Annotated in this window: 22 protein-coding genes; 11 read left to right on the top strand and 11 right to left on the bottom strand. The window is 40.5% G+C overall.

Annotation, left to right across the window (positions count from 1 at the left end; all coding sequences use genetic code 11):
* Positions 1 to 35: 35 nt before the first annotated feature.
* The 4 genes from VH441_RS07200 to hisF form a co-directional block, all read right to left on the bottom strand.
* Positions 36 to 623 (bottom strand): phosphatidylglycerophosphatase A family protein, encoded by a 588-nt coding sequence (locus VH441_RS07200; protein ID WP_434352969.1) that lies wholly within the window; start codon positions 621 to 623, stop codon positions 36 to 38.
* A 90-nt stretch (positions 624 to 713) separates the two neighbouring features.
* Positions 714 to 1,262 carry a transcription antitermination factor NusB gene (gene nusB / locus VH441_RS07195; RefSeq protein WP_434352968.1) on the bottom strand — a complete coding sequence of 183 codons (549 nt, stop codon included), beginning with the start codon at positions 1,260 to 1,262 and terminating at the stop codon, positions 714 to 716.
* Positions 1,263 to 1,400: 138 nt separating this feature from the next.
* Entirely contained in the window at positions 1,401 to 1,910 is a 510-nt protein-coding gene (gene ribH, locus VH441_RS07190; RefSeq protein ID WP_434352967.1) for a 6,7-dimethyl-8-ribityllumazine synthase, read from the bottom strand.
* A 69-nt stretch (positions 1,911 to 1,979) separates the two neighbouring features.
* Entirely contained in the window at positions 1,980 to 2,750 is a 771-nt protein-coding gene (gene hisF, locus VH441_RS07185; RefSeq protein ID WP_434352966.1) for an imidazole glycerol phosphate synthase subunit HisF, read from the bottom strand.
* An 88-nt stretch (positions 2,751 to 2,838) separates the two neighbouring features.
* Between hisF and VH441_RS07180 the strand changes: the two genes are divergently transcribed.
* From VH441_RS07180 to VH441_RS07170, 3 genes are all read left to right on the top strand, one after another.
* On the top strand, positions 2,839 to 3,849 hold the full coding sequence (locus VH441_RS07180; protein WP_434352965.1) for a homoserine kinase: 1,011 nt from the start codon (positions 2,839 to 2,841) through the stop codon (positions 3,847 to 3,849).
* A 155-nt stretch (positions 3,850 to 4,004) separates the two neighbouring features.
* On the top strand, positions 4,005 to 4,475 hold the full coding sequence (locus tag VH441_RS07175; protein ID WP_434352964.1) for a hypothetical protein: 471 nt from the start codon (positions 4,005 to 4,007) through the stop codon (positions 4,473 to 4,475).
* Positions 4,476 to 4,495: 20 nt separating this feature from the next.
* Complete coding sequence (locus VH441_RS07170; RefSeq protein ID WP_434352963.1) at positions 4,496 to 5,422, top strand: class II glutamine amidotransferase; 927 nt, start codon at positions 4,496 to 4,498, stop codon at positions 5,420 to 5,422.
* Positions 5,423 to 5,452: 30 nt separating this feature from the next.
* Here VH441_RS07170 and VH441_RS07165 read toward each other — a convergent pair whose 3' ends face one another.
* The gene (locus VH441_RS07165) at positions 5,453 to 5,908 is read right to left on the bottom strand and encodes a YchJ family protein (protein ID WP_434354380.1); all 456 of its coding nucleotides are present in this window, start codon (positions 5,906 to 5,908) and stop codon (positions 5,453 to 5,455) included.
* Positions 5,909 to 6,115: 207 nt separating this feature from the next.
* On the opposite strand from VH441_RS07165, the gene VH441_RS07160 reads away from it, so the two are divergent.
* Positions 6,116 to 6,616, top strand: a complete 501-nt coding sequence (locus VH441_RS07160; RefSeq protein ID WP_434352962.1) for an energy transducer TonB — start codon at positions 6,116 to 6,118, stop codon at positions 6,614 to 6,616.
* A gap of 15 nt (positions 6,617 to 6,631) precedes the next feature.
* On the top strand, positions 6,632 to 8,869 hold the full coding sequence (recG, locus tag VH441_RS07155; RefSeq protein ID WP_434352961.1) for an ATP-dependent DNA helicase RecG: 2,238 nt from the start codon (positions 6,632 to 6,634) through the stop codon (positions 8,867 to 8,869).
* Positions 8,870 to 8,886: 17 nt separating this feature from the next.
* Here the strand turns inward: recG and VH441_RS07150 are convergent, their stop codons facing one another.
* The gene (locus tag VH441_RS07150; RefSeq protein WP_434352960.1) at positions 8,887 to 9,699 is read right to left on the bottom strand and encodes a sulfite exporter TauE/SafE family protein; all 813 of its coding nucleotides are present in this window, start codon (positions 9,697 to 9,699) and stop codon (positions 8,887 to 8,889) included.
* Between the two features lie 119 nt (positions 9,700 to 9,818).
* Here VH441_RS07150 and VH441_RS07145 point away from each other — a divergent pair, with 119 nt between their 5' ends.
* Both VH441_RS07145 and VH441_RS07140 read left to right on the top strand, forming a co-directional pair.
* On the top strand, positions 9,819 to 10,181 hold the full coding sequence (locus VH441_RS07145; protein WP_434352959.1) for a MerR family transcriptional regulator: 363 nt from the start codon (positions 9,819 to 9,821) through the stop codon (positions 10,179 to 10,181).
* Positions 10,182 to 10,310: 129 nt separating this feature from the next.
* Complete coding sequence (locus VH441_RS07140; protein ID WP_434352958.1) at positions 10,311 to 11,120, top strand: DUF2971 domain-containing protein; 810 nt, start codon at positions 10,311 to 10,313, stop codon at positions 11,118 to 11,120.
* Between the two features lie 41 nt (positions 11,121 to 11,161).
* Here the strand turns inward: VH441_RS07140 and VH441_RS07135 are convergent, their stop codons facing one another.
* The 3 genes from VH441_RS07135 to hemN form a co-directional block, all read right to left on the bottom strand.
* Positions 11,162 to 11,689: a DUF2058 domain-containing protein gene (locus VH441_RS07135; RefSeq protein WP_434352957.1), complete on the bottom strand. Its 528-nt coding sequence runs from the start codon at positions 11,687 to 11,689 to the stop codon at positions 11,162 to 11,164.
* Between the two features lie 199 nt (positions 11,690 to 11,888).
* Positions 11,889 to 12,707, bottom strand: coding sequence for a 4-hydroxy-tetrahydrodipicolinate reductase (gene dapB / locus VH441_RS07130; RefSeq protein ID WP_434352956.1), 819 nt, complete (start codon positions 12,705 to 12,707; stop codon positions 11,889 to 11,891).
* Between the two features lie 95 nt (positions 12,708 to 12,802).
* Positions 12,803 to 14,170, bottom strand: coding sequence for an oxygen-independent coproporphyrinogen III oxidase (hemN, locus tag VH441_RS07125; protein ID WP_434354379.1), 1,368 nt, complete (start codon positions 14,168 to 14,170; stop codon positions 12,803 to 12,805).
* A gap of 207 nt (positions 14,171 to 14,377) precedes the next feature.
* Here hemN and VH441_RS07120 point away from each other — a divergent pair, with 207 nt between their 5' ends.
* The gene (locus tag VH441_RS07120) at positions 14,378 to 15,925 is read left to right on the top strand and encodes a YifB family Mg chelatase-like AAA ATPase (protein WP_434352955.1); all 1,548 of its coding nucleotides are present in this window, start codon (positions 14,378 to 14,380) and stop codon (positions 15,923 to 15,925) included.
* A 6-nt stretch (positions 15,926 to 15,931) separates the two neighbouring features.
* Here the strand turns inward: VH441_RS07120 and VH441_RS07115 are convergent, their stop codons facing one another.
* Both VH441_RS07115 and VH441_RS07110 read right to left on the bottom strand, forming a co-directional pair.
* Positions 15,932 to 16,126 (bottom strand): YqaE/Pmp3 family membrane protein, encoded by a 195-nt coding sequence (locus VH441_RS07115; protein ID WP_434352954.1) that lies wholly within the window; start codon positions 16,124 to 16,126, stop codon positions 15,932 to 15,934.
* 21 nt (positions 16,127 to 16,147) lie between these two features.
* Positions 16,148 to 16,813: a phosphoglycolate phosphatase gene (locus tag VH441_RS07110; RefSeq protein ID WP_434352953.1), complete on the bottom strand. Its 666-nt coding sequence runs from the start codon at positions 16,811 to 16,813 to the stop codon at positions 16,148 to 16,150.
* 185 nt (positions 16,814 to 16,998) lie between these two features.
* Here VH441_RS07110 and guaA point away from each other — a divergent pair, with 185 nt between their 5' ends.
* From guaA to dnaJ, 3 genes are all read left to right on the top strand, one after another.
* Positions 16,999 to 18,585 (top strand): glutamine-hydrolyzing GMP synthase, encoded by a 1,587-nt coding sequence (gene guaA / locus VH441_RS07105; RefSeq protein ID WP_434352952.1) that lies wholly within the window; start codon positions 16,999 to 17,001, stop codon positions 18,583 to 18,585.
* Between the two features lie 178 nt (positions 18,586 to 18,763).
* Entirely contained in the window at positions 18,764 to 19,480 is a 717-nt protein-coding gene (locus tag VH441_RS07100) for a hypothetical protein (protein WP_434352951.1), read from the top strand.
* Positions 19,481 to 19,731: 251 nt separating this feature from the next.
* Positions 19,732 to 20,862, top strand: a complete 1,131-nt coding sequence (gene dnaJ, locus VH441_RS07095; RefSeq protein ID WP_434352950.1) for a molecular chaperone DnaJ — start codon at positions 19,732 to 19,734, stop codon at positions 20,860 to 20,862.
* The last annotated feature ends 13 nt before the right edge of the window (positions 20,863 to 20,875 follow it).

Below are 20,875 nucleotides of genomic sequence, written 5' to 3'. Positions count from 1 at the left end.
GTCCTAAAATTTTTATTTTTAATGTTAAAGTGAGTTTAATTTAAGCCAACTGCCACAACAAAAGTCAAACAAAACAGCATGATAATTGCCACTATTGCACCTGCTAACATATCATCTAGCATGATACCAAAGCCACCAGAAAGTTTTTTATCCAAGTAGCCAATTGGGAAGGGCTTAAAAATATCAAAAATACGAAACAACACAAACGTATTTGCCAATAGAATCAATAATACAGGCAAGTTAGCGAGCGTATAAAAATCATGGCTGCCCATATAGTAAGCATACGGCAAAAGGGCTATCCACATGCCTGCCCATTCATCCCAAACAATATGTGGATCATCGTGCACGCCCATGAGATGAGATGTTTTATCGCAAATCCAAATACCTACAACATTTGCCAACACGGTAATCACTAAAAACGGTACAAAACCCAGCATCATAAGCGGTATAGCAAACAGTAACCCGAATAATGAGCCCCATGTGCCTGGTGCTTTTTTAGGTTTACCACTACCCAAACCAATGCCTAACCAATAGGCAAGTTTATCTAGTCCACTGGCATCTTTTTGTAATGGTGGGCACACATTGGCTTGTTTAATGTTTGGTTTGTTATTAAGTTCAGTCATCTATGTGGTGTTTATTTTTGATTGCTGATTTAATAGCTAAATAATACAGAGTTACCACCATAACTTGGTAATCATTATAAAAACAGCAGACTATTGCGGTTTATCCGCTTCAACTTCTGCCACTCTAAACTGTTTTGCTAATTTATCTAACACGGCATTAATCAGTTTAAAAGCATCGGTTGCCCCAAAGTGAGTATTTAGCTTCATTGCTTCATCTAATACTACTTTGTATGGTATATGCAGGCTGTTTTTTAGCTCATAAGCACCGATTAACAAAATGGCATGCTCAATTTTATCAATTTTATGCATTTCTCTATCAACATGCTGAGCAATCAGGTTATCAAGCTCTTCAACTTGCTCGGGTATATCACGCATCATTTCATGATAATATCCAAGATGTACGGTATGCATGGCATTGTTAGCCCGTGTTCTTGCCGCAATATCATGCGGTGAATTAGCTTGCCATTCATTTTGTCCATTTTGTTCAAATCGTCGATCAGTCATTAACCACTCATAAATACCTTGCACGGCAAATCGGCGTGCCTTACGTACCGCTGTATGGGTGGTTTTATATGAGATGTCCCCTGTTTGTGTACCCAAGGTATCATCAGGTTCATTTGTGCTGTTCATATCTGTCATTCAAATACCTAAAATCGAGGTAATGTGTTTAAATCGTTGCATCGGCTTTGACCACCACCTAACAAAATCATGTTAGTAAAGGCTAGACAAAGCTCTCGCCATCAATTTATATTTAAAAAATTTAAAGTAAATTACGTTTTATTCTTGTTCAACATCTAGCTGAGACAATACTGCAACCATTTCTAATGCCGTTAGCGCTGCTTCGGCACCTTTGTTACCTGCTTTTGTACCAGCACGTTCAATTGCTTGCTCAATACTATCGGTTGTTAACACTCCATTGATAACTGGAATATCATAATCCATGGCAACGCTACTTAACCCTTTAGCCGACTCGTTAGCAACAAAGTCAAAGTGTGGCGTACTACCACGGATAACCGCACCCAGTGCAACAATCGCATCAAAACGGTCAGACTCTGCCATACGTTGTGCTGTAAGTGGCAATTCAAATGCACCTGGTACACGAACAACCGTAATGTTAGCGCCTTGCACGCCATGGCGCACCAATGCGTCAATCGCACCATCTACTAATGACTCAACGATATAACCATTAAAACGACCAACAACAATACCTACTCTAACATTTGCGTTTTCATGTAAGTTGCCTTCAATCTCATTGATTGCCTGAAGCTGTACTTGTAGATTACTCATAAGTTTTTCCTGTTAATTTTCAAAATAATAAAAAGTTTTTGTTTTGTATATCATACCATTTTTTTGGCACTACAAGCGCATTTCTATTCCTTGACTTGCCATATACTGTTTTGCCTCTTGCACGGTATACTCACCAAAATGGAATATGCTAGCAGCCAATACGGCATCTGCGCCCCCTTGCAGCACGCCTTCTGCCAAATGCTCAAGATTACCAACCCCACCTGACGCAATCACAGGGACATTCACCGAGCTGGTAATTGCTTTCATCAGTTCAAGATCATAACCTTTTTTGGTACCATCGCCATCCATACTGGTAACTAACAACTCTCCGGCACCCAGCCCAGCCATCTTGCTTGCCCACTCTACGGCATTAATGCCTGTTGGTTTGCGCCCGCCGTGGGTAAAAATTTCCCATCTTGGCATGCCGTCAACATCGGCAACACGCTTAGCGTCAATGGCGACAACAATACATTGCGCGCCAAATCTTTGCGATGCCTCGCCAACAAACTCTGGCGTAAATACCGCTGCTGAATTAATAGCCACTTTATCTGCACCGGCATTTAACAGGTTACGGATATCTTCAACTTTACGTACGCCACCACCCACAGTAAGCGGTACAAAAACGGTTTCTGCCATCCGCTCGACTGTATGGTACGTTGTATCTCTGCCATGATGCGTTGCTGTAATATCCAAAAAGGTGATTTCATCCGCCCCTTGCTCATTATAACGCTTGGCAACTTCAACAGGGTCTCCAGCATCTTTAATATCAACAAATTGGACACCTTTTACAACTCTGCCATTATCAACATCTAGGCAAGGAATAATTCGTTTTGCTAACATGGTAAATTTCACTTTATAATAGTAAGATTAATGTTTGCCATTTTAACAGAAAAAGCCCCTATTATTTAGAAAGTTATTGAGAAGTTTTATGTCAGTCTATACCCACCTTACCGAAGATCAATTTTCTGCCTTTTGCCATGCTTTTGGTGTAACTTTTACCAAGGCGATTCCCATCACTCAAGGCGTTAAAAACTCAAACTGGTTTATTCAAACAGCCGATGATGCCGAGGGCAAATACAGTTACGTTTTTACCTTATTTGAAGAACGACCACCACAAGACGTAGAAAAAATGGCAATTATCCTTAATCAGCTAAAAGATGATTTACCCGTCGCGCCGCCACTTGCAAAAACCAGAAAAAAACAAGATGGTAGCGATGATTACATTATCCATTATGAAGATAAAGCCATTACTTTAGTGCCCTGTTTATCGGGCGCGCACCCCACTGCCACCACCCCTAAAATGTGCGAAGACATGGGCATCGCATTAGCCATTTTGCACAAAACGTTGCAAACACTAAAACCTGCCGAAGACTACGGCGTGCCTCTTTATCCTTGGCATGCCGTGCGTGACCGTGAAACAAAGTTTATGCCAGCCGATGAAGCCCAGCTCATGCTTGATATTTGGCAAGCGTATGAAAACCTACCTCTTGATCATAATGATAAAATGCCAAAAGGCTTATGTCATTTAGATATGTTTGCAGACAACACCTTGTGGGATTTAACCAAAAACGAAGCAAAATTAACGGGTTTACTAGATTTTACTGAAGTGAGTGTTGACAACTATTTAATGGACATTGCCATTACCATTAATGACTTTAGCACCACCTGGGGCGATGCCGAAAATGGCGAGTCAGTAAATTTTGATAGCACCAAAATGGATGCCTTTATCAAAGGATATGAAAGCGAGCGACCATTAACCGAAACTGAGCGCAATGCATTGCCAATTATGCTAGCTAAAGCGGCGGTTATTTTTTGGCTACTGCGTTTAAACGTGATTCATTATAACCGCATTGGTGGTCGCACCGGCGATAATATCATGGTTAAAAACCCTGATTTAATGAAACGGTTAGCAGCGTATCATTGGGCAAATGCACATTGATTAAAACGGACAGTTTTACAGACATCACAACTATGATAAAAAACTTGACCTTCCTTTTAACGTGCTTATTCACAATTTTTGCTATTGGCTGCCAAACCACCGATACTGTAAAAACTAATCAAGCTACCGCGAGGTTTTCTGTAGGGTCAGAGTGTGTGTCTTGGTTGTCTGATGATGTGACTGTTTGTACAGGCTACAATGTTGTCAAAACCAATATTGATGGCTCCAACTTACTATTAATGGAAGACTACCCCAAACAGCCCATAGTCAAAAAATTATCAGATAACTTGTATCTTGTAAAGTATAGCTGTGGTAACTATTGCCGTGCTCATGAGTTTTGGTCTGCAACCAAATCAGACAGCACAGATACCTTGGTTGCATTCAACCCACAAAATCAATGTTTGGTTGAGTATGATTTTAACGAAAACAATAACGTAACTTTTACCGCTCGTACTTTATTTAACCAAAATTCAAAAGTAATTTATACAGGGATAGATATGTACCAGTCCGTTATTATTGATAACGTTGTAAACGAGGCTAAATTTGTGGGCAATGATTTGACAATGCAATTATTGGGTGAAAACTGGGAAGACATTAACGTTAAAATTAAAGATGTTTGCAAGTAATAAGATAGGAATAAAACAAAATGTGCCAACTGTTAGGTATGAACTGCAACACCCCAACCGACATAAGCTTTAGCTTTAGTGGCTTTAGGCAACGTGGTGGTAACACCGACCATCATACAGATGGGTTTGGTATCGCCTTTTTTGAGCAAAATACTTGTGACCCGAATGATAACACCCAGCAAGATAATGATGATAACCTACCCAACGTAGGCTTACGTATTTTTCATGACAACAAGCCTAGCCATGCGTCTCCCGTTGCTGACTTAATCAGTCATTACCCTATTAAAGCTATGAATGTCATTGCCCATATCCGCAAAGCAACGCAAGGGAAAAACTGTTTGGCTAATACCCACCCATTTGTACGAGAGGTTTGGGGGGAACAATGGGTTTTTGCCCATAACGGACAACTCAATGCCGATTTTGTAAAACGTTGCCAGCGTTTGCAAGCCAATGGCAATGCCGAGCACTACCAACCTGTGGGCGATACCGATTCAGAAATCGCTTTTTGTTACTTACTAAACCGCTTAAAATCCACCTTTAAGCAAAAACCAACAGACAATGAGTTACATCGCTTTTTAATAACACAGTGTCGTTTTTTAGCAGCTAATGGCCTGTTTAATTGCTTATTATCTAACGGTGATTGGCAACTGGCTTATGCTGGCAGTTTGTTATTTTATTTAACTCGCCAAGCACCCTTTGGTGAGGCAGTACTGGCCGATGAGGACATGTCCATCAATTTTAGCGATGTCACCACCGACAAAGATAAAGTTACCATACTCACCACCATCCCCCTAACAGACAATGAGCATTGGCAACAGCTTGCCGTCAATGAATGTGTGATTTTTAAAGATGGTGATGTGATTTTGCAAGATTTACCAAGTAAAAAAGAATACTTGAGTATTGAAGAAGGCATTGCATTGGCACGAAAAGTTGGGGCGAGCGTTTAGTTTAGGCTTTATGTGCAACATTTTTTGTCATCATAAAAACTGACCACAACATCGTTTAAACTTTTCGCCACTGCCACAAATACAAGGCTGCTTTTGAGTAACCAACATGCTAACCGTTGGGTCAATAAAATACCAACGTACAATACCAGACTTATTGTCATGGACTTTCACAAAAGCAGATAGCTCATGGTGTGCTTGCATGCCATCTGGTGTATTAAAAAAGGCTTTAAACTCAACACTGGCATGGCGTTTACCTAGCTTTGGCATGTGATTAATAATCTCAAGCCCTGCCCAATCCGTTTGCTTTGCCCAATCTGTCACGGCTTGTCTGTCTAACAAAGGCTGCTGGGCGGGCACCGTGGTTGTAACAATGTAATCTATGTTTTGTAGTACATAAGCCGCATAGCGAGAACGCATTAACGCCTCGGCAGTTTGCGGTATTGCATTACCAGTATGGTACGGTTGGCAGCAGTTGGCATAGCTCATTTGCTCTATTAGCTGATTTGCGAGTTTGTTATTACCACTCGGGTTATGTTGGCAAGGGCAAATATTAGGGTACATTGTGTTCCTGATTTATCATAAAAGATGGGTATTAAAATATAATAACAACAAGCCTACCATAAAGTCACTATCATGGCTTTATGCTACAATCAGATTTAACATTTATACCTTGCTTAGCTAAAAGAGATAGACATGAAAAAAGTATTATTTACTAGCCTGATGTGTGTTGCCTTATCTAGCACTGCAATTGCAGAATTAACAGACTTAAACACTAATAAAAAAATCTCAACCGTTGGCAGTGATGTTGCTCAAAAAGCCAAACAGACAAATAACGTACATGAACTCTTTGCTAGTGACGCATATTGGATAAAAAAACCAGCCATCAAAATAAAACCATGTTTCTGTACTGCATCCGGCAAGCCATCAAAAGGTTGCTATAAAAAAAGGTGGTCAGTTACTGCTAGGATGCAGATTAATAAACAAGGTAATGTAAATTCTGTCAAAATTTTAAAATCAGATGCAGATAGTCGTATAGAGAGAAGAATTGTACGTTCATTAAAACGAAGCAAACTGGCACCATTCAAAGCTAATGGTCAACCAGTTTCAGGCTATGTCAATTTACCAATACGTATAAAAAATGATGCGTATAATCCAAACTTACAATGCCCAGTATTAAGTCCAAGTAGTAATTAATAGGCGTTATTTTATATGCCAAATATGCAATCAAATAAACCAAACCCGCTTGATATGCCTGTAACCAGCTTAGCTGGCGTTGGCACCAAAGTTGCCGAGCAATTAGCACAGCTTGGCATAAAGCGTTTGTTTGACTTGGTTTTGCATCTGCCAAGAGACTACGAAGACCGTAGCCGTGTCGTCAACATAAACACCCTTGCCAATGGGCAGTCTGCCTTGGTGGAGGGTGAAATAGTAAGCGTAGACAACAAAGGCCGCGGTGGCATGAGCGTGCTGTTAGAGGATGACACAGGCACGGTATCCCTCAGGTTTTTTAAAGTGTACCGCGGGCTAACCCAAACCATGATGGTTGGCACAACACTGCGTGTATTTGGCGAGGTAAAAATAAGCCGCTACGGCGTGCAAATGCACCACCCAGAATACCAAGTGGTAACCGCTGGGATGACGATGGAAAGCACAGGCTTGCAACCCATTTACCCAACGGTTAAAGGTTTACACCAAAACAAACTGCGCACCCTTGTAAAGCTTGCCCTACAAACAGTACAAAACTACGATAAACAAGGGCAAATCCTCAGCATTTTTCAGGATACTGACTGGCAATCGCTAGATTGGCAAACGCTTATTACTCAAGCCAATGTACAAGCCAAAGTACAAGTAAGTCAGGCAAGCTTTTTAGGGTACCAAAACAACCAAGCACAAATTAGCAGTACGCACGCCATAAGCTACCTAAGCCTATTTGAAGCACTAACCCTGCTACACACCCCACCTAACCATACCGACTTAACCAACCAGTTTGAGCTGTTAGAACAAATTAAAAACCGCCAGCACCCCGCTTGCCAGCGCATTATTATTGAGGAGCTAACTGCCCATCAACTAAGCCTGTTGTACCGCCGCCAACAGTTGCATCAACACAAAGCACCAAAGTGTGAAAGTAGCAGCCCGCTTGCAAAGCACCTACTAGATAACCTGCCATTTGCGCTAACGGGTGCACAGCAAAGGGTTGTAAATGAAATAAAAAATGACCTAACCACCTCCATACCCATGCTACGTTTGGTACAGGGCGATGTAGGCGCAGGCAAAACTTTGGTAGCGGCATTGGCTGCTTGCTATGCGTTAGACAGCGGTTGGCAAGTCGCCATAATGGCACCAACTGAAATACTTGCCGAGCAACACCTGATAAACTTTAAAAACTGGTTTGAACCTTTAGGCATTGGCGTGGGGTGGCTTGCAGGCAAACAAAAAACAAGTGAACGTAAAGAAGCACTAGCCGCCATTAGTGAAAACGAAGTGCAGATTGTGGTTGGCACCCATGCATTGTTTCAGGAACAGGTTAAATTTGCCAAACTTGGGTTAGCCATCATTGATGAACAACACCGCTTTGGGGTTGAGCAACGCATGGCATTAACCAACAAAGGCGTGGCAAACAGCACACCGCATCAACTAGTGATGACAGCAACGCCCATACCACGCACCCTTGCCATGAGTGCCTATGGCGATATGGACACCTCTATTATTGATGAGTTACCACCAGGGCGTACCCCCGTTAAAACCGTAACCATAGACCGAAACCGCCGTGACGAAGTGCTAGAACGCATTGAAGCAAACTGCAAACAAGGTAAGCAAGCGTATTGGGTTTGCCCATTGGTAGAAGAAAGCAGCGAGCTGGATGCGCAATCTGCCGAAGCGACTTTTGCTGATGTCAGCGAACGGTTAGACATACGCATTGGTTTGGTGCATGGAAAAATGAAACCAAGCGAAAAACAAACCACCATGCAAACCTTTAAACAAGGAGATTTAGACCTGCTTATATCTACCACCGTAATTGAGGTAGGCGTAGATGTGCCCAATGCATCGCTAATGGTAATAGAAAACGCCGAGCGTTTGGGGCTGTCGCAATTGCATCAGCTGCGTGGGCGTGTTGGCAGAGGCAGCGAAAAAAGTTTTTGCGTACTGCTTTACCAAACGCCACTTTCTGAAACAGGGATAGAACGCCTAAACGTACTTGCCAAAAGTAACGATGGCTTTGTAATTGCCCAAAAAGATCTACAAATAAGAGGACCAGGTGAACTGTTAGGCAAACGCCAAACAGGCAATGTGGGCTATTACCTCAGTGACTTAACCCGTGATGAACTATTGCTAACCATTGCCCGCGCGTTGGCAAAAAGATTGATACAAGACAATAGCCGCAAAGCGGACGTAAGCCTGCTGATTGAACGCTGGATGCCTGATGCAAGTAAATATACTAATGTGTAATTCTTTTACCTAAAAACCTATGGCAGCATAGATACCAGCATTTTTAAACTCAACAGAATACATAGTACACCAAATATCTTTTTTAATTTTTTATCATCTAGTTTATGCGCCATATTTGTACCGACAGGCACTAATAACAAACTAGCAAAAACAACCAAAACTACCGCCGGCAAATACACGTAACCCATACTATAAGCAGGCATTTTAACCGCACTGGTTGAGTTAGACAACGCATAACCAACCGTTGAGAACAGTACCGCTAAAAATCCAATGGCTGAAGACGTGCCTATCGCTTTTTTTAGTTCAACATTGTTATAAGTAAGATATAACACCGTAAAAAATGCACCACCAACAGAGATGAGCGCAGACACACATCCTATAACCGCACCTGTAAGCACTGTGGTATTTATAGAAATAGGCGTGGTTTTTGGTTTTGGTTGCCAATTAGAAAATAACTTAATCGCTGCAAATAGCATAAATAAACAAAAAAATGCTGCCAAATACACTCCTTGTATCCTAGTAGCAATCATTACCCCAACACCTGAACCAATAATAACGCCCACACCCATAAATTTAACAATACGCCATTGCACCGCCCCTTTTTTATGATGCGTATACGTACTCATAGCAGTGGTTGGTATCGAGCAAGCTAACGAGGTTGCCAACGCCACCTGCAAGTAATTTGTACCACCAATAAACCGATATGAAAAAATACTTGCTAAAATGGGCACTAATATACCGCCACCACCCACACCTAACAAACCAGACAAAAAACCGACAACGGCACCCAAACTTAAATATGAAAATACGTCTAATAATAAATTTTGCATTGGCACACCCACTTAAGTAGCCCTGATTCAATCTGATTGTCACAGCTTACTACTTAAAGTAAACTTTAAGTCAAGCATGTTTTCTAAAAAATATAAAAAAGAGTAGAAAAGAGATTAATATGGATATAGGTAAAGTGGCACAACAAACAGGCATTTCCCCTTCTGCATTAAGATACTATGAAAAAGTAGGCTTAATTAAATCCAATGGACGCAATGGTTTAAGAAGAACCTTTTCTGCAAGTGTTATTAAAAAGCTACAGTTAATTCGCTTACTGAAACGCAATCACTTCTCGCTAGATGAGATAAAACACCTAACCCAAACCAATTTGTTAGATAGGTGCTTTTTATTAAACAAGGTAGAAGAAATAGAAAAAAAGATTGAAGAATTAGCCAAAGTGAGTGATACCTTACAACACATGGCAAAATGCCCAAAGAAAGACCACTTTGAATGCGAGTCTTTCCAAAAGTTATTAGATAACTAAATTTTAGTCAAAATCACCACATCAAATCATCAGGAATCACATATACAATATATGAGATACATTGATTTAAAATTGATTGGGACTTTTACACTATAATGAAAACAGGAAACCGTACTCATAGGATAAGTCATGATTTTATATAAATACATGTCATTAGCAGGTGCGATAAAAGCTATTGAAACATCTTCCATTGGTTTTACACATTTAGAGGACTTTAACGACCCATTTGAAGGTACTTCATATGGCTTTAAAGAAAATTCAAATTCAGTACTTACACCTTCTATTGCAAAAAATGCTTGCTTTAATAGGTTTTCAAGAAACTATGGCGTTCTATCTCTAACGAGACAACCATTAAATTCATTAATGTGGTCTCATTATGGCGATTCACATAAAGGTGTGGTAATTGGCATTGATGTCAATAAAGCTAACTTTAACTCAACTTCAGAAAACTTTATTCCCTATCAAGTGGGGGAAGTTATTTACACATCAACTAAACCTAACAATGATTTAAATATTATCAATGAAGAAGAGTTACTCAGTATTGGTAAACATATTTCCTTTCAAAGTGATTTTTTTAATCTTGCAAAACGTGCGTTTTTATATAAATCATCAGAGTGGGCATATGAAGAAGAAGTAAGAGTTGTTAAAAAAATTAGTAATTTAGGTTCAACCTATCACTCTTCTAAAGGAAGGTTTGGAAACTTTAATATTGTAAGAATAGAAGGAAGACCATTGTATTGTTTTTCGCTACCAAAGGGAGCAATAACAGAAGTTTACTTAGGTAAAAATATTTATAAAAACATATCAAGAACCAACTTACTCACTAGAGAAGAGTTCGATTCATTGATCAACAGTTGGTACAACCAAAATATAGAAATTTATAATTGTGATTGTGAATTAAACTCTTGGAACTTAAAAAAGAAAATAAAGTCATTCTAAAATAAAAAGATACATATAGATAAATTTACCTTTTATCTTATTTACCACATCAAATCATCAGGAATCACATAAGCAGCATAGGGGTCATCTTCTGCTGGCGTGTCATTTTTATTGGCGGTTTCAATAATAAACCCTGCTTGTTTTTGGTTGATACGTTCTGCCAATGGGTGTGGTAATAAAGCATACCCCTCTTTTTTTCTAGCAATTACCAGATGCCCTGCCACTAACTGGTCATACATTTTTTGGTTAATATATAGTTTTTTAACCTTAGTGCCATCAACAAACTGGTACTCAACATCTCCAGTTATATCCTCAATTTGATGCTGGTTAATCATTTGCTCAATATTGGCTTTTAGCGTTTTTTCTTCTAACGCTTGCTGTTTTTGCTTGTTTAGCTGTTGGTCTTTTGCCAGCTTTTTGGCTTTTGCTTCTTCCACCGCTTTGCGTGCTTCATCAACCGAAGCATCGCCTGTTCGTTTAGCATGGGCTGTTTGCTTATTAATTTTTTTAGCTTTCTTTTTATCAACTAAACCTGCTTTTAGCAGTTGTGCTTGTAATGCGTTTTTCATTAGCCGTCATCCATTTATTTTTTATATCTTACAATTAAATTTTATACAAAAGTTTTAAATACAAGTACCGAAAACCAATATAAGTATTGGTAAAATCGGTGTGAGTACTTCAATGTTATTTATACTAATTTCAAAAATAAAAACGTAAAATAGGCATAAAACAGAAAATAATGCCTAAACGTTAAATAAGCTTCCTTGATTATTTCAAACCCAGCACATCTTGCATATCATTTAATCCAGCAGTTTGGCTAACCGCCCAAGTTGCTGCTCGCACAGCACCTGCTGCAAAAGTCATACGCTCTCGTGCTTTGTGGGTAATTTCTACCATCTCGCCATCGGCAATAAACATCACTGTATGGTCGCCAATAATTTCACCACCACGTATGGCATGTATGCCAATCTCGCCTTGTTTACGAGCGCCTGTTTGCCCTTCTCGCCCATACACGGCAACCTCTTTTAGGTTTTGTCCACGCCCAGCAGCAGCAGCTTCTGCCATCATATATGCCGTGCCAGATGGCGCATCCACTTTGTGTTTATGGTGGGCTTCTATCACCTCAATATCTGCGGTATCGCCAAAAGCTTTTGCTGCCATTTCAATTAGTTTTAATGACAGGTTAACCCCTGTAGAATAGTTGCCAGCATACACAATGGCAATCTCTTTACTCGCATTATCAACCAAAGCGTTTTGCTCATCACTCAAGCCCGTTGTGCCTATTACCATTGCTTTGCCATATTGTTGACAAACTTGTACATTTTTTTCGGTTGCTTGAGGTAGGCTAAAATCAATCAACACATCAATGTCGTTAATCACTTGTTCTAGGTTATCTACTAAATTGATATTTAATTTACCAACGCCCACAAGCTCACCAGCATCCACACCAATTAAGCTAGAGTCTTTATGGTCAATGGTTGCTGATAAAGTAGTTGCAGGGTTATCTATAATTGCCTGAACTAGCATTCTTCCCATACGTCCACCAGCACCAATCACGCCAACTTTAGTTAAACTATTCTGTGTCATTTTTTTACCTTATTTATAAAAACATATTAATTAAATTTTCAATTTTTTGGTTTCGCGTGGAACATACAACTTATCAAGGCAGTTCCACGTGAAACCTATATAACCTTGCTAAACCGATTTTTATGTTTGTTCTCTAAATATTCATCAAATACCATTGCTACATTACGCCCAAGTAATCTACCTTTTGGCAAAATACGAATTCCCTTGTCATCAATGGCAACAAGTTCATCTGCTTGCATGTCTTTAAGTTGCTCAATTTGTTGCGCAAAGTGGGCTTGTGCATTTATTGCAAATTTTGCTTCAATATCAGCAAAGTCCATATAATCATGGCATAGCAAGTTCATGATGATATAGCATCTTAGCTCATCTTCAGCAGTTGCCTCAATTTGTTTAATCGCTGGCAATTGTTTGACTTCAATCGCTTTTTTGTAAGCCTTTAAGTCAGTATTGTTTTGTAATATATGATTTCCAATTTGGCTAATAGAAGACACCCCAAAACCCAATAAATCACAGTCACCCAGTATCGTATATCCCTGAAAATTACGATGCAAATTACCTTGTTGCTGCGCCACAGCCAACTCATCGTCAGGTTTAGCAAAATGGTCAATACCGATATACTGATAGCCACTATCTGTTAATGTATTAATGGTATTACCCAGCATAACAAGCTTATCAGCTGGGCTTGGTAAGTCCTCATCTTTAATTTTGCGTTGCGCAGGAAAACGCTCTGGCAAATGGGCATAATTAAATACAGACAATCTATCTGGTGAGATATCAATAATACGCTCTACTGTATTGGCTAAAGTTTCTACCGTTTGATGTGGCAAACCATAAATCAAATCAATATTAATAGAATGATAGCCAAGCTGGCGTGACTCTGACATTACCGAGCGTATTAAAGATTCTGACTGTACTCGGTTAACTGCAATCTGTACAGTTTCTTCAAGGTCCTGCACCCCAAAGCTCACACGGTTAAACCCAAGCGTTCGCAATGTTTTAAGCGTATTTTCACCCAGCTCTCTTGGGTCAATTTCTATAGAAAAATCACCCTCGTTTTCTAGTACAAAATCAAACTCATCTTGCAAAAAATTCCATAGTGCGACTATTTCTTCATCAGCAAAAAAGGTCGGTGTTCCACCACCCAAATGCAACTGCTTAACTACCGGGTTGCCTTTCATCAAACGTCGTTTGTGCTTAATTTCAGCAAATAAATACTCTAGGTAATCGCCCGCATCTGCATTTTTTTTAGTAATGATTTTATTGCATCCGCAGTAATAACAAAGGTGACGACAAAATGGAATATGAAAATATAAAGATACTGGCACATCTTGTTGACGCCCTTCAAGAATTTTTTGTTCGCCGCCTGTTTCAATCGGCGCAAACTCCAATGCCGTTGGATAAGAGGTATAACGAGGACCAGAGCGATTGTATTTATGAATCATTGCTTCATCAAACAAATGCATTTGCTTAGCACTTGTTTGCTGCTTTGCAATATTAGGGTTGGCGTATGGATTTATTTGAGTACTGGCTAAGGACATGAGAAAGCTCGACTAAATATTTTTTTGTATTATATCAAATCTATACCACTAGGGGGTTAGCTATGTTTGCAGGTTTTTAAATAATCCCCTATGATATAAGACTATTTTGAGGGATAAGGATATCCAAAAATTATGTCATTTGCCCAAGTAAACACACGCTCGGTTGTTGGTTTGCATGCGCCAGCCGTGATGGTGGAGGTGCATTTATCACAAGGGTTACCAGCATTAACCATTGTTGGTTTGCCAGAAGCCGCAGTAAGAGAAAGCAAAGATCGTGTGCGCTCTGCCATTATTAATTCTGGGTTCCAGTTTCCTAACCGCCGTTTAACAATTAACCTTGCGCCTGCTGATTTACCCAAAGATGGCGCAAGGCTAGATCTGCCCATTGCCATTGGCATATTGGCTGCCAGTGGTCAGCTAGAGCCAGACTGGGTCAACAATTATGAGTTTATTGGTGAGCTTGCTTTAAATGGCGATCTGCGACCTGTGGCAGGGAGTCTGGCCGTTGCACGTGCCGTTAAAACCTCTAAAAACAAGCCTTTAGAAGGGCAAGAACACACGCCCAGAAATCTAATTGTTCCTTTTAACAATGCAAATGAAGCCAGCCGAGTACAAGGGGTAAGTGTACTTGGCGCTAAAAACTTGCAGGCTGTATGCAACCACTTACAAGCACAGCATGGTGGGATTAATTTTGGTAACAATACAGCAGATGTAATTTTACAACCCTTTGTAGCAAATTTGCCGCAAAGACACGCTGCCTATAAAGTAGATTTAGCAGACGTTAAAGGACAACACCACGCAAGGCGCGCTTTAGAAATAGCAGCAGCTGGTGGACATTCTATTTTATTTAAAGGTCCTCCTGGCTCTGGCAAAACATTAATGGCATCTCGTTTGCCAAACATTTTGCCAGAACTGACAGACGATGAGGCATTAGAGGTTGCGAGCACCTATTCGGTAGCAAATACAGAATATGATTTTGGTACACGCCCATTTAGGGAAGTACATCACACCATCAGTGCGGTTGCGCTTGTTGGCGGTGGCTCTCGCCCCAAACCTGGCGAAATAACTTTGGCAGATAAAGGTGTGCTATTTTTAGACGAGATGCCAGAGTTTGACCGCAAAGTATTAGAAGTTTTACGCCAGCCACTCGAGTCTAAAACCATTACCATTAGCCGTGCCAATCAGCAATCAACTTTCCCTGCTAACTTTCAGCTCATTGCAGCTATGAACCCATGCCCATGCGGATACCACGGCGATACATCAAACCGATGCAATTGCCGACCAGAACAAATCCAACGTTATCAAGACAAACTATCGGGGCCTTTACTTGACCGTATTGATTTACACATCAACGTACCAGCCATACCCATTAGTGACTTACAAAACGCCAAAGCAGGTGAAACTTCTGCCGTTGTCCGCGAGCGCGTGGTATTGGCTTATGAGCGTCAAATTAATCGGCAAGGCAAAGCCAATAATGAGTTAACGCCTGCCCAGTTAGATGACATTGCCCAGCTTGGCGATACCGAAAAACAACTGATTGCAACTGCACAAAGTCGTTTAAACTTATCGGCACGGGGTTATCACCGTGTTTTACGCATTGCTCGCACTATTGCTGATTTAGCAGCAAGTGAACAAATTCAAACACCGCATTTAACCGAAGCGTTAAGTTACCGTGGTTAAAGCAACCTAATTATTTTCACGCTTCATTGCTTCAATTTTTTTATCCGTTTTGTATTGGCTTAACGCATAAACCGCCCAAATAGTTGCAGGCAACCAGCCAAGTATTGTAATTTGTAAAATTAGACAAACAATGCCTGCAAATGGTCTGCCAATCGTAAAAAATGTCAACCAAGGGAAAAAGAACGCAATTAATAAGCGCATAACACACCTCAACTTTTAAATTTATTTTAATAAAAACGCAACCATCTCGCCAAATGTATCAAACACATGTGTTGGGTTAAAATCTCGGATATCTTGCCCATAGTTATAACCATAAGACAACCCAAGTGTTTCCATACCAGCGTTTTTCCCAGCATAAATATCATTAAGCGAATCACCTATCATATAGCTGTTATTGGCGGATATATTCAACTGTTTACATACATGGTTTAACGCCATTGGGTTTGGTTTTTTTTCGCTAATGCTATCACCACCTAATGAGATTGCAAAAAACTCTGTCCAACCAAAAAAGTCTAAAATTGTTGGTACATACCGATAAGGCTTATTGGTAACCAATGCCATGGTATATCCATGCGCTGCTAACTGTTTTAAACCCTCACTTACACCTTCATAGGCAGTTGTATGCAATGCGGTTTGTTTGGCATAATGCTCAAAAAACAACGCTTGTGCATCATCCACTTGGGCATCGGTTGGTTCAGCATCTTTTGCACACTTTAAAGCCCGTTCAATTAACTTTCGTGAACCATTACCTACCCAGTTACGTACGTCATCAACCCCAAAAGTTTGTAAACCCAACTCGGCTAGCATGGCGTTAGTTGCATCTGCAATATCCGGTACACTGTCAATTAAAGTACCGTCTAAATCAAAAATAAGTAATTGTTTGTTCATCTTTATCCTTATACTATTTTAAATCATTTATTAATCAGCTCGTCATAGCATAGCAGAAGCTATCTGAAAATTTGCATTTTTTCATGGTTTAAAATCATAAAATCAACTGCCATTCATCGCTATTTTTTTGTTAAAATAGTAAGTTAATTCAATACCCAAATCATATAACCAATGAGCGCCAACTTATGACCACACCTATCATCAAACAAGACCGTATTTTAATCATCGATTATGGCTCACAATACAGCCAGCTCATTGCCCGCCGTGTACGTGAGGCAGGCGTTTTTTGTGAGATGTACCCTTACGATATCGACACGCAACGTATCAAAGAGTTTAATGCAAAAGGCGTGATTTTATCTGGTGGACCAGAAAGTGTCCATGCCGAGGGAAGCCCTAAAATCAATGAGGCTATTTTTGATTTGAATGTGCCCGTATTGGGTATTTGTTATGGCATGCAAGCCATGGCAAGCCGTTTTGGAGGCAAAGTTCACGCAAGTGATGTACATGAGTTTGGCGCAGCAAGCATTGATGTCATCACAAGCTCTGCTTTGCTTGATGGCATTGAAGATGCCCCTGCCAAACTGGATGTTTGGATGAGCCATGGTGATAAAGTGATTGAAGCACCGACGGATTTTAAAGTCGTTGCAAGCACCCCTAGTTGCCCAATTGCGGTGATGGCAAATGAAGACAAACAATATTACGGCATGCAATTTCATCCAGAAGTCACCCACACCCTGCAAGGGGAAGCCTTATTAGCACGATTTGTACATCAAATTTGTGGCTGTACCAATGCCTGGACACCAGAAAACATTATCGACATGCGTGTTGAACAAATCCGTGAACAGGTGGGTGATAAACACGTCATGCTTGGTTTATCTGGTGGGGTAGACAGCTCGGTTGTTGCCGCCTTACTTCACAAAGCCATTGGTGACCAGCTCACTTGCGTATTTGTTGATAATGGTTTGCTTCGTTTACACGAAGGCGACCAAGTCATGCAAATATTTGCCGAAAACATGGGCGTTAAAGTTGTGCGTGTTGATGCAGAAGAACGCTTTTTAACCGCCCTTGCCGGTGAGCCTGAGCCAGAAGCCAAACGCAAAATTATTGGTAAAACATTTATTGATGTATTTAGCGATACGGCACGCGAGCTAAAAAATGACGATGGCAGTGGCGTGGGAGTCGACTTCTTAGCGCAAGGCACAATCTACCCTGATGTCATTGAATCAGCAAAGTCACACCAAGGCAAAGCTCATGTGATTAAATCGCACCACAATGTGGGCGGATTGCCGGATGACCTCGCATTTGAGTTGGTAGAACCATTGCGTGACTTATTTAAAGATGAGGTTCGTAAATTAGGTATCACGCTTGGGCTACCGCACAAAATGATTTACCGTCATCCGTTCCCTGGTCCTGGTTTGGGGGTACGTATCCTTGGTGAAGTTAAAAAAGAATATGCCGATATTCTACGCCTGGCAGATGCCATCTTTATGCAAGAGTTGGAACGTTTTGATTGGTATGATAAAACCGCGCAAGCATTTGCTGTATTCCAACCAGTTAAGTCCGTTGGTGTGGTAGGTGATGCCCGCCGCTATGCTTGGGTCATTGCCCTGCGTGCGGTAGAAACGGTGGACTTTATGACCGCACGTTTTGCTCACTTACCATATGAGCTGATTGAGACGGTATCTAACCGCATTATGAATGAGATTGCCGAGGTTTCTCGCGTTACTTATGATGTATCAAGCAAACCACCTGCGACCATTGAGTGGGAATAACACCAGATAAAAATGGCTGATAGCATCTGCCACACATCAATGGAAACATAGCCGTAATAAAAAAACAAACCCCATACAAAATAATGGGGTTTATTTTTTTATGGCAGTGTAGAATTTGAATAAAGAGATTCTGTTTTTATCAAAACGGTAAAAAGTTTAATAGCACAAGGAGGTCATTATGGCTAAAACATTCTTAAAAAACTTAAATAAAATAGCATTAACAACCGCTCTAACAAGTAGCCTACTCGTTACTGGCTGTGCTACGTCAGAGCTGTTAAGCTCAAACAGTCATGTTTCTACCAATACAGTTGAACAAACCTTAGTAGAAGATCAAGTCGTTGCTTTTGGTAAACCAACCACCAAATTACCCAACATGCCTGCAAACAGTGTTGTGATTGTGGGCGAAAAAAACAGTTACGTGTTATCCGAAGGTGGTTTAGACTTAGTTAATCTATTAAGCACCCTAGATGCCAAAAGCATCAGTGTCGATAAAGCACTAAAGTTTTATTCCCCTAAAAATGACGGCTATTTTAGTGGCACAATGAAGTTGTCTTATGCCAAATTAAAAGATGAATTTAAACGCTCAGATTTGCAGTTTTTTTTACAAGAAGATGGAAAAGAATGCTCAACTGCAAGTGATAAACGTATTGGTGCACAACGTTTTTGCTTTAGCATCCCTATTAAAGGCGGGGTATTCCCACAGGTTAGCAATTTAAGATTATTGCAATCTAAGTTCCAAACATTAACCAAACCTTATTCTGTGTCTATTTACACAACCAGCACATCACAAAAAGTGGTAAAAAAAGAGGGAACAAACGCAGCCCAAAAGCTAGTATTGCTACCATTTGCGTTGGCATTTGATGTGATTACTTTGCCATTACAAATACTGGACTAGTAGCACAATATCGTAAATGCCTACTAATAAAATTTATCATCACCCAAAAGCCAGCTGTTAATCGCTGGCTTTTTAAGGTAAATAATTAACCACAAATTTCATTAAGTCTCTTGATAAATATCCATGCAACCACCATGTATATGCCAACTTATATCAATTTTACAACGACTTATTTTACTTAAAATAGCATAAGTGATGTTAAAGTTTCACATGAAACATCCTGCCAACTAAGTAATAGGAGAAACTCAAACATGAGCAAGCGTGACTTTTATGAAGTCTTGGGCGTAGATAAAAACGCTGATGAAAAGACCATTAAGCGTGCCTACCGCAAGCTAGCAATGAAATACCACCCAGACCGTAACCCAGATGATGCCGAAGCAGAAGAAAAATTTAAAGAAGCATCAATGGCCTATGAAGTATTAAGCGATGCCGAAAAACGCTCGGCTTATGATCGTATGGGGCATGCAGCCTTTGAAAACGGCATGGGCGGCGGCGGTTTTGGCGGTGCTGGTAATTTTAATGACATTTTTGGCGATATTTTTGGCAGTTTTGGCGATATTTTTGGTCAACAACGTGGTGGCGGTGGCGGCAGAGCTCGCCGTGGGTCTGACCTACGCTATGTGCTAGACTTAACACTTGAAGAAGCGGTTAAAGGCTGCAAGAAAGAAATCACTTTTACCGCCCCTGCAACCTGCGAAACTTGTGATGGCAAAGGTGCAGAAAACCCATCCGATGTGGTGACATGTGGCACCTGTCATGGTCAGGGTCAAGTGCGTATGCAGCAAGGCTTTTTTGCTGTACAACAAACCTGTCCTACTTGTGGTGGCTCTGGCAAACAAATTAAAAATCCATGTAAATCTTGCCATGGTAGCGGTGTTAAAGACAAGTCTAAAACCCTTGAAGTTAGCATACCTGCTGGTGTAGATGATGGTGACCGTGTTCGCTTAGCTGGCGAAGGTGAAGCCGGTGGTGCTGGTGTACAAAATGGCGATTTGTTTGTAGAAGTACGTGTAAAACCTCACAGTGTATTCACTCGTCAGGGCGCAGACCTGTATATGGATGTACCAGTAAGCATTGCCGATGCAACGCTAGGTAAAGAGGTAGAAATACCAACCCTTGATGGTAAGGTTAAAATTAAAGTTGCTGAAGGCACCCAAAGTGGTAAGTTATTGCGTGTGCGTGGCAAAGGCGTTACCCCAGTACGTACCAGCATGAAAGGTGATTTAATTTGCCGTGTGATTGTTGAAACCCCTGTTAACCTAAACAAGGAACAAAAAGAGCTATTAAAACAGTTTCAGGATAGTTTAGATGGCGATAACTCCCATAAACAGTCGCCGCAGAAGAAATCATTTTTTGATAAGTTAAGTGATTTGTTTGATTAAAAGCCAGTCGATT

Origin of the sequence: Psychrobacter sp. HD31 (genome assembly GCF_051097895.1) — a bacterium.
GTDB lineage: Bacteria > Pseudomonadota > Gammaproteobacteria > Pseudomonadales > Moraxellaceae > Psychrobacter.
This window is presented reverse-complemented; position numbering and strand designations above follow the sequence as displayed.

Coding starts and splice junctions, on each gene's coding strand:
- VH441_RS07140 (WP_434352958.1), top strand. CDS start 10,311: ATGATTTTATATAAATACATGTCATTAGCAGGTGCGATAAAAGCTATT.
- VH441_RS07150 (WP_434352960.1), bottom strand. CDS start 9,699: ATGCAAAATTTATTATTAGACGTATTTTCATATTTAAGTTTGGGTGCC.
- VH441_RS07120 (WP_434352955.1), top strand. CDS start 14,378: ATGTCATTTGCCCAAGTAAACACACGCTCGGTTGTTGGTTTGCATGCG.
- dnaJ (WP_434352950.1), top strand. CDS start 19,732: ATGAGCAAGCGTGACTTTTATGAAGTCTTGGGCGTAGATAAAAACGCT.
- VH441_RS07170 (WP_434352963.1), top strand. CDS start 4,496: ATGTGCCAACTGTTAGGTATGAACTGCAACACCCCAACCGACATAAGC.
- VH441_RS07200 (WP_434352969.1), bottom strand. CDS start 623: ATGACTGAACTTAATAACAAACCAAACATTAAACAAGCCAATGTGTGC.
- VH441_RS07110 (WP_434352953.1), bottom strand. CDS start 16,813: ATGAACAAACAATTACTTATTTTTGATTTAGACGGTACTTTAATTGAC.
- VH441_RS07115 (WP_434352954.1), bottom strand. CDS start 16,126: ATGCGCTTATTAATTGCGTTCTTTTTCCCTTGGTTGACATTTTTTACG.
- VH441_RS07145 (WP_434352959.1), top strand. CDS start 9,819: ATGGATATAGGTAAAGTGGCACAACAAACAGGCATTTCCCCTTCTGCA.
- hisF (WP_434352966.1), bottom strand. CDS start 2,750: ATGTTAGCAAAACGAATTATTCCTTGCCTAGATGTTGATAATGGCAGA.
- recG (WP_434352961.1), top strand. CDS start 6,632: ATGCCAAATATGCAATCAAATAAACCAAACCCGCTTGATATGCCTGTA.
- VH441_RS07135 (WP_434352957.1), bottom strand. CDS start 11,689: ATGAAAAACGCATTACAAGCACAACTGCTAAAAGCAGGTTTAGTTGAT.
- VH441_RS07180 (WP_434352965.1), top strand. CDS start 2,839: ATGTCAGTCTATACCCACCTTACCGAAGATCAATTTTCTGCCTTTTGC.
- ribH (WP_434352967.1), bottom strand. CDS start 1,910: ATGAGTAATCTACAAGTACAGCTTCAGGCAATCAATGAGATTGAAGGC.
- VH441_RS07160 (WP_434352962.1), top strand. CDS start 6,116: ATGAAAAAAGTATTATTTACTAGCCTGATGTGTGTTGCCTTATCTAGC.
- VH441_RS07100 (WP_434352951.1), top strand. CDS start 18,764: ATGGCTAAAACATTCTTAAAAAACTTAAATAAAATAGCATTAACAACC.
- VH441_RS07165 (WP_434354380.1), bottom strand. CDS start 5,908: ATGAGCTATGCCAACTGCTGCCAACCGTACCATACTGGTAATGCAATA.
- dapB (WP_434352956.1), bottom strand. CDS start 12,707: ATGACACAGAATAGTTTAACTAAAGTTGGCGTGATTGGTGCTGGTGGA.
- guaA (WP_434352952.1), top strand. CDS start 16,999: ATGACCACACCTATCATCAAACAAGACCGTATTTTAATCATCGATTAT.
- hemN (WP_434354379.1), bottom strand. CDS start 14,170: ATGCATTTGTTTGATGAAGCAATGATTCATAAATACAATCGCTCTGGT.
- nusB (WP_434352968.1), bottom strand. CDS start 1,262: ATGACAGATATGAACAGCACAAATGAACCTGATGATACCTTGGGTACA.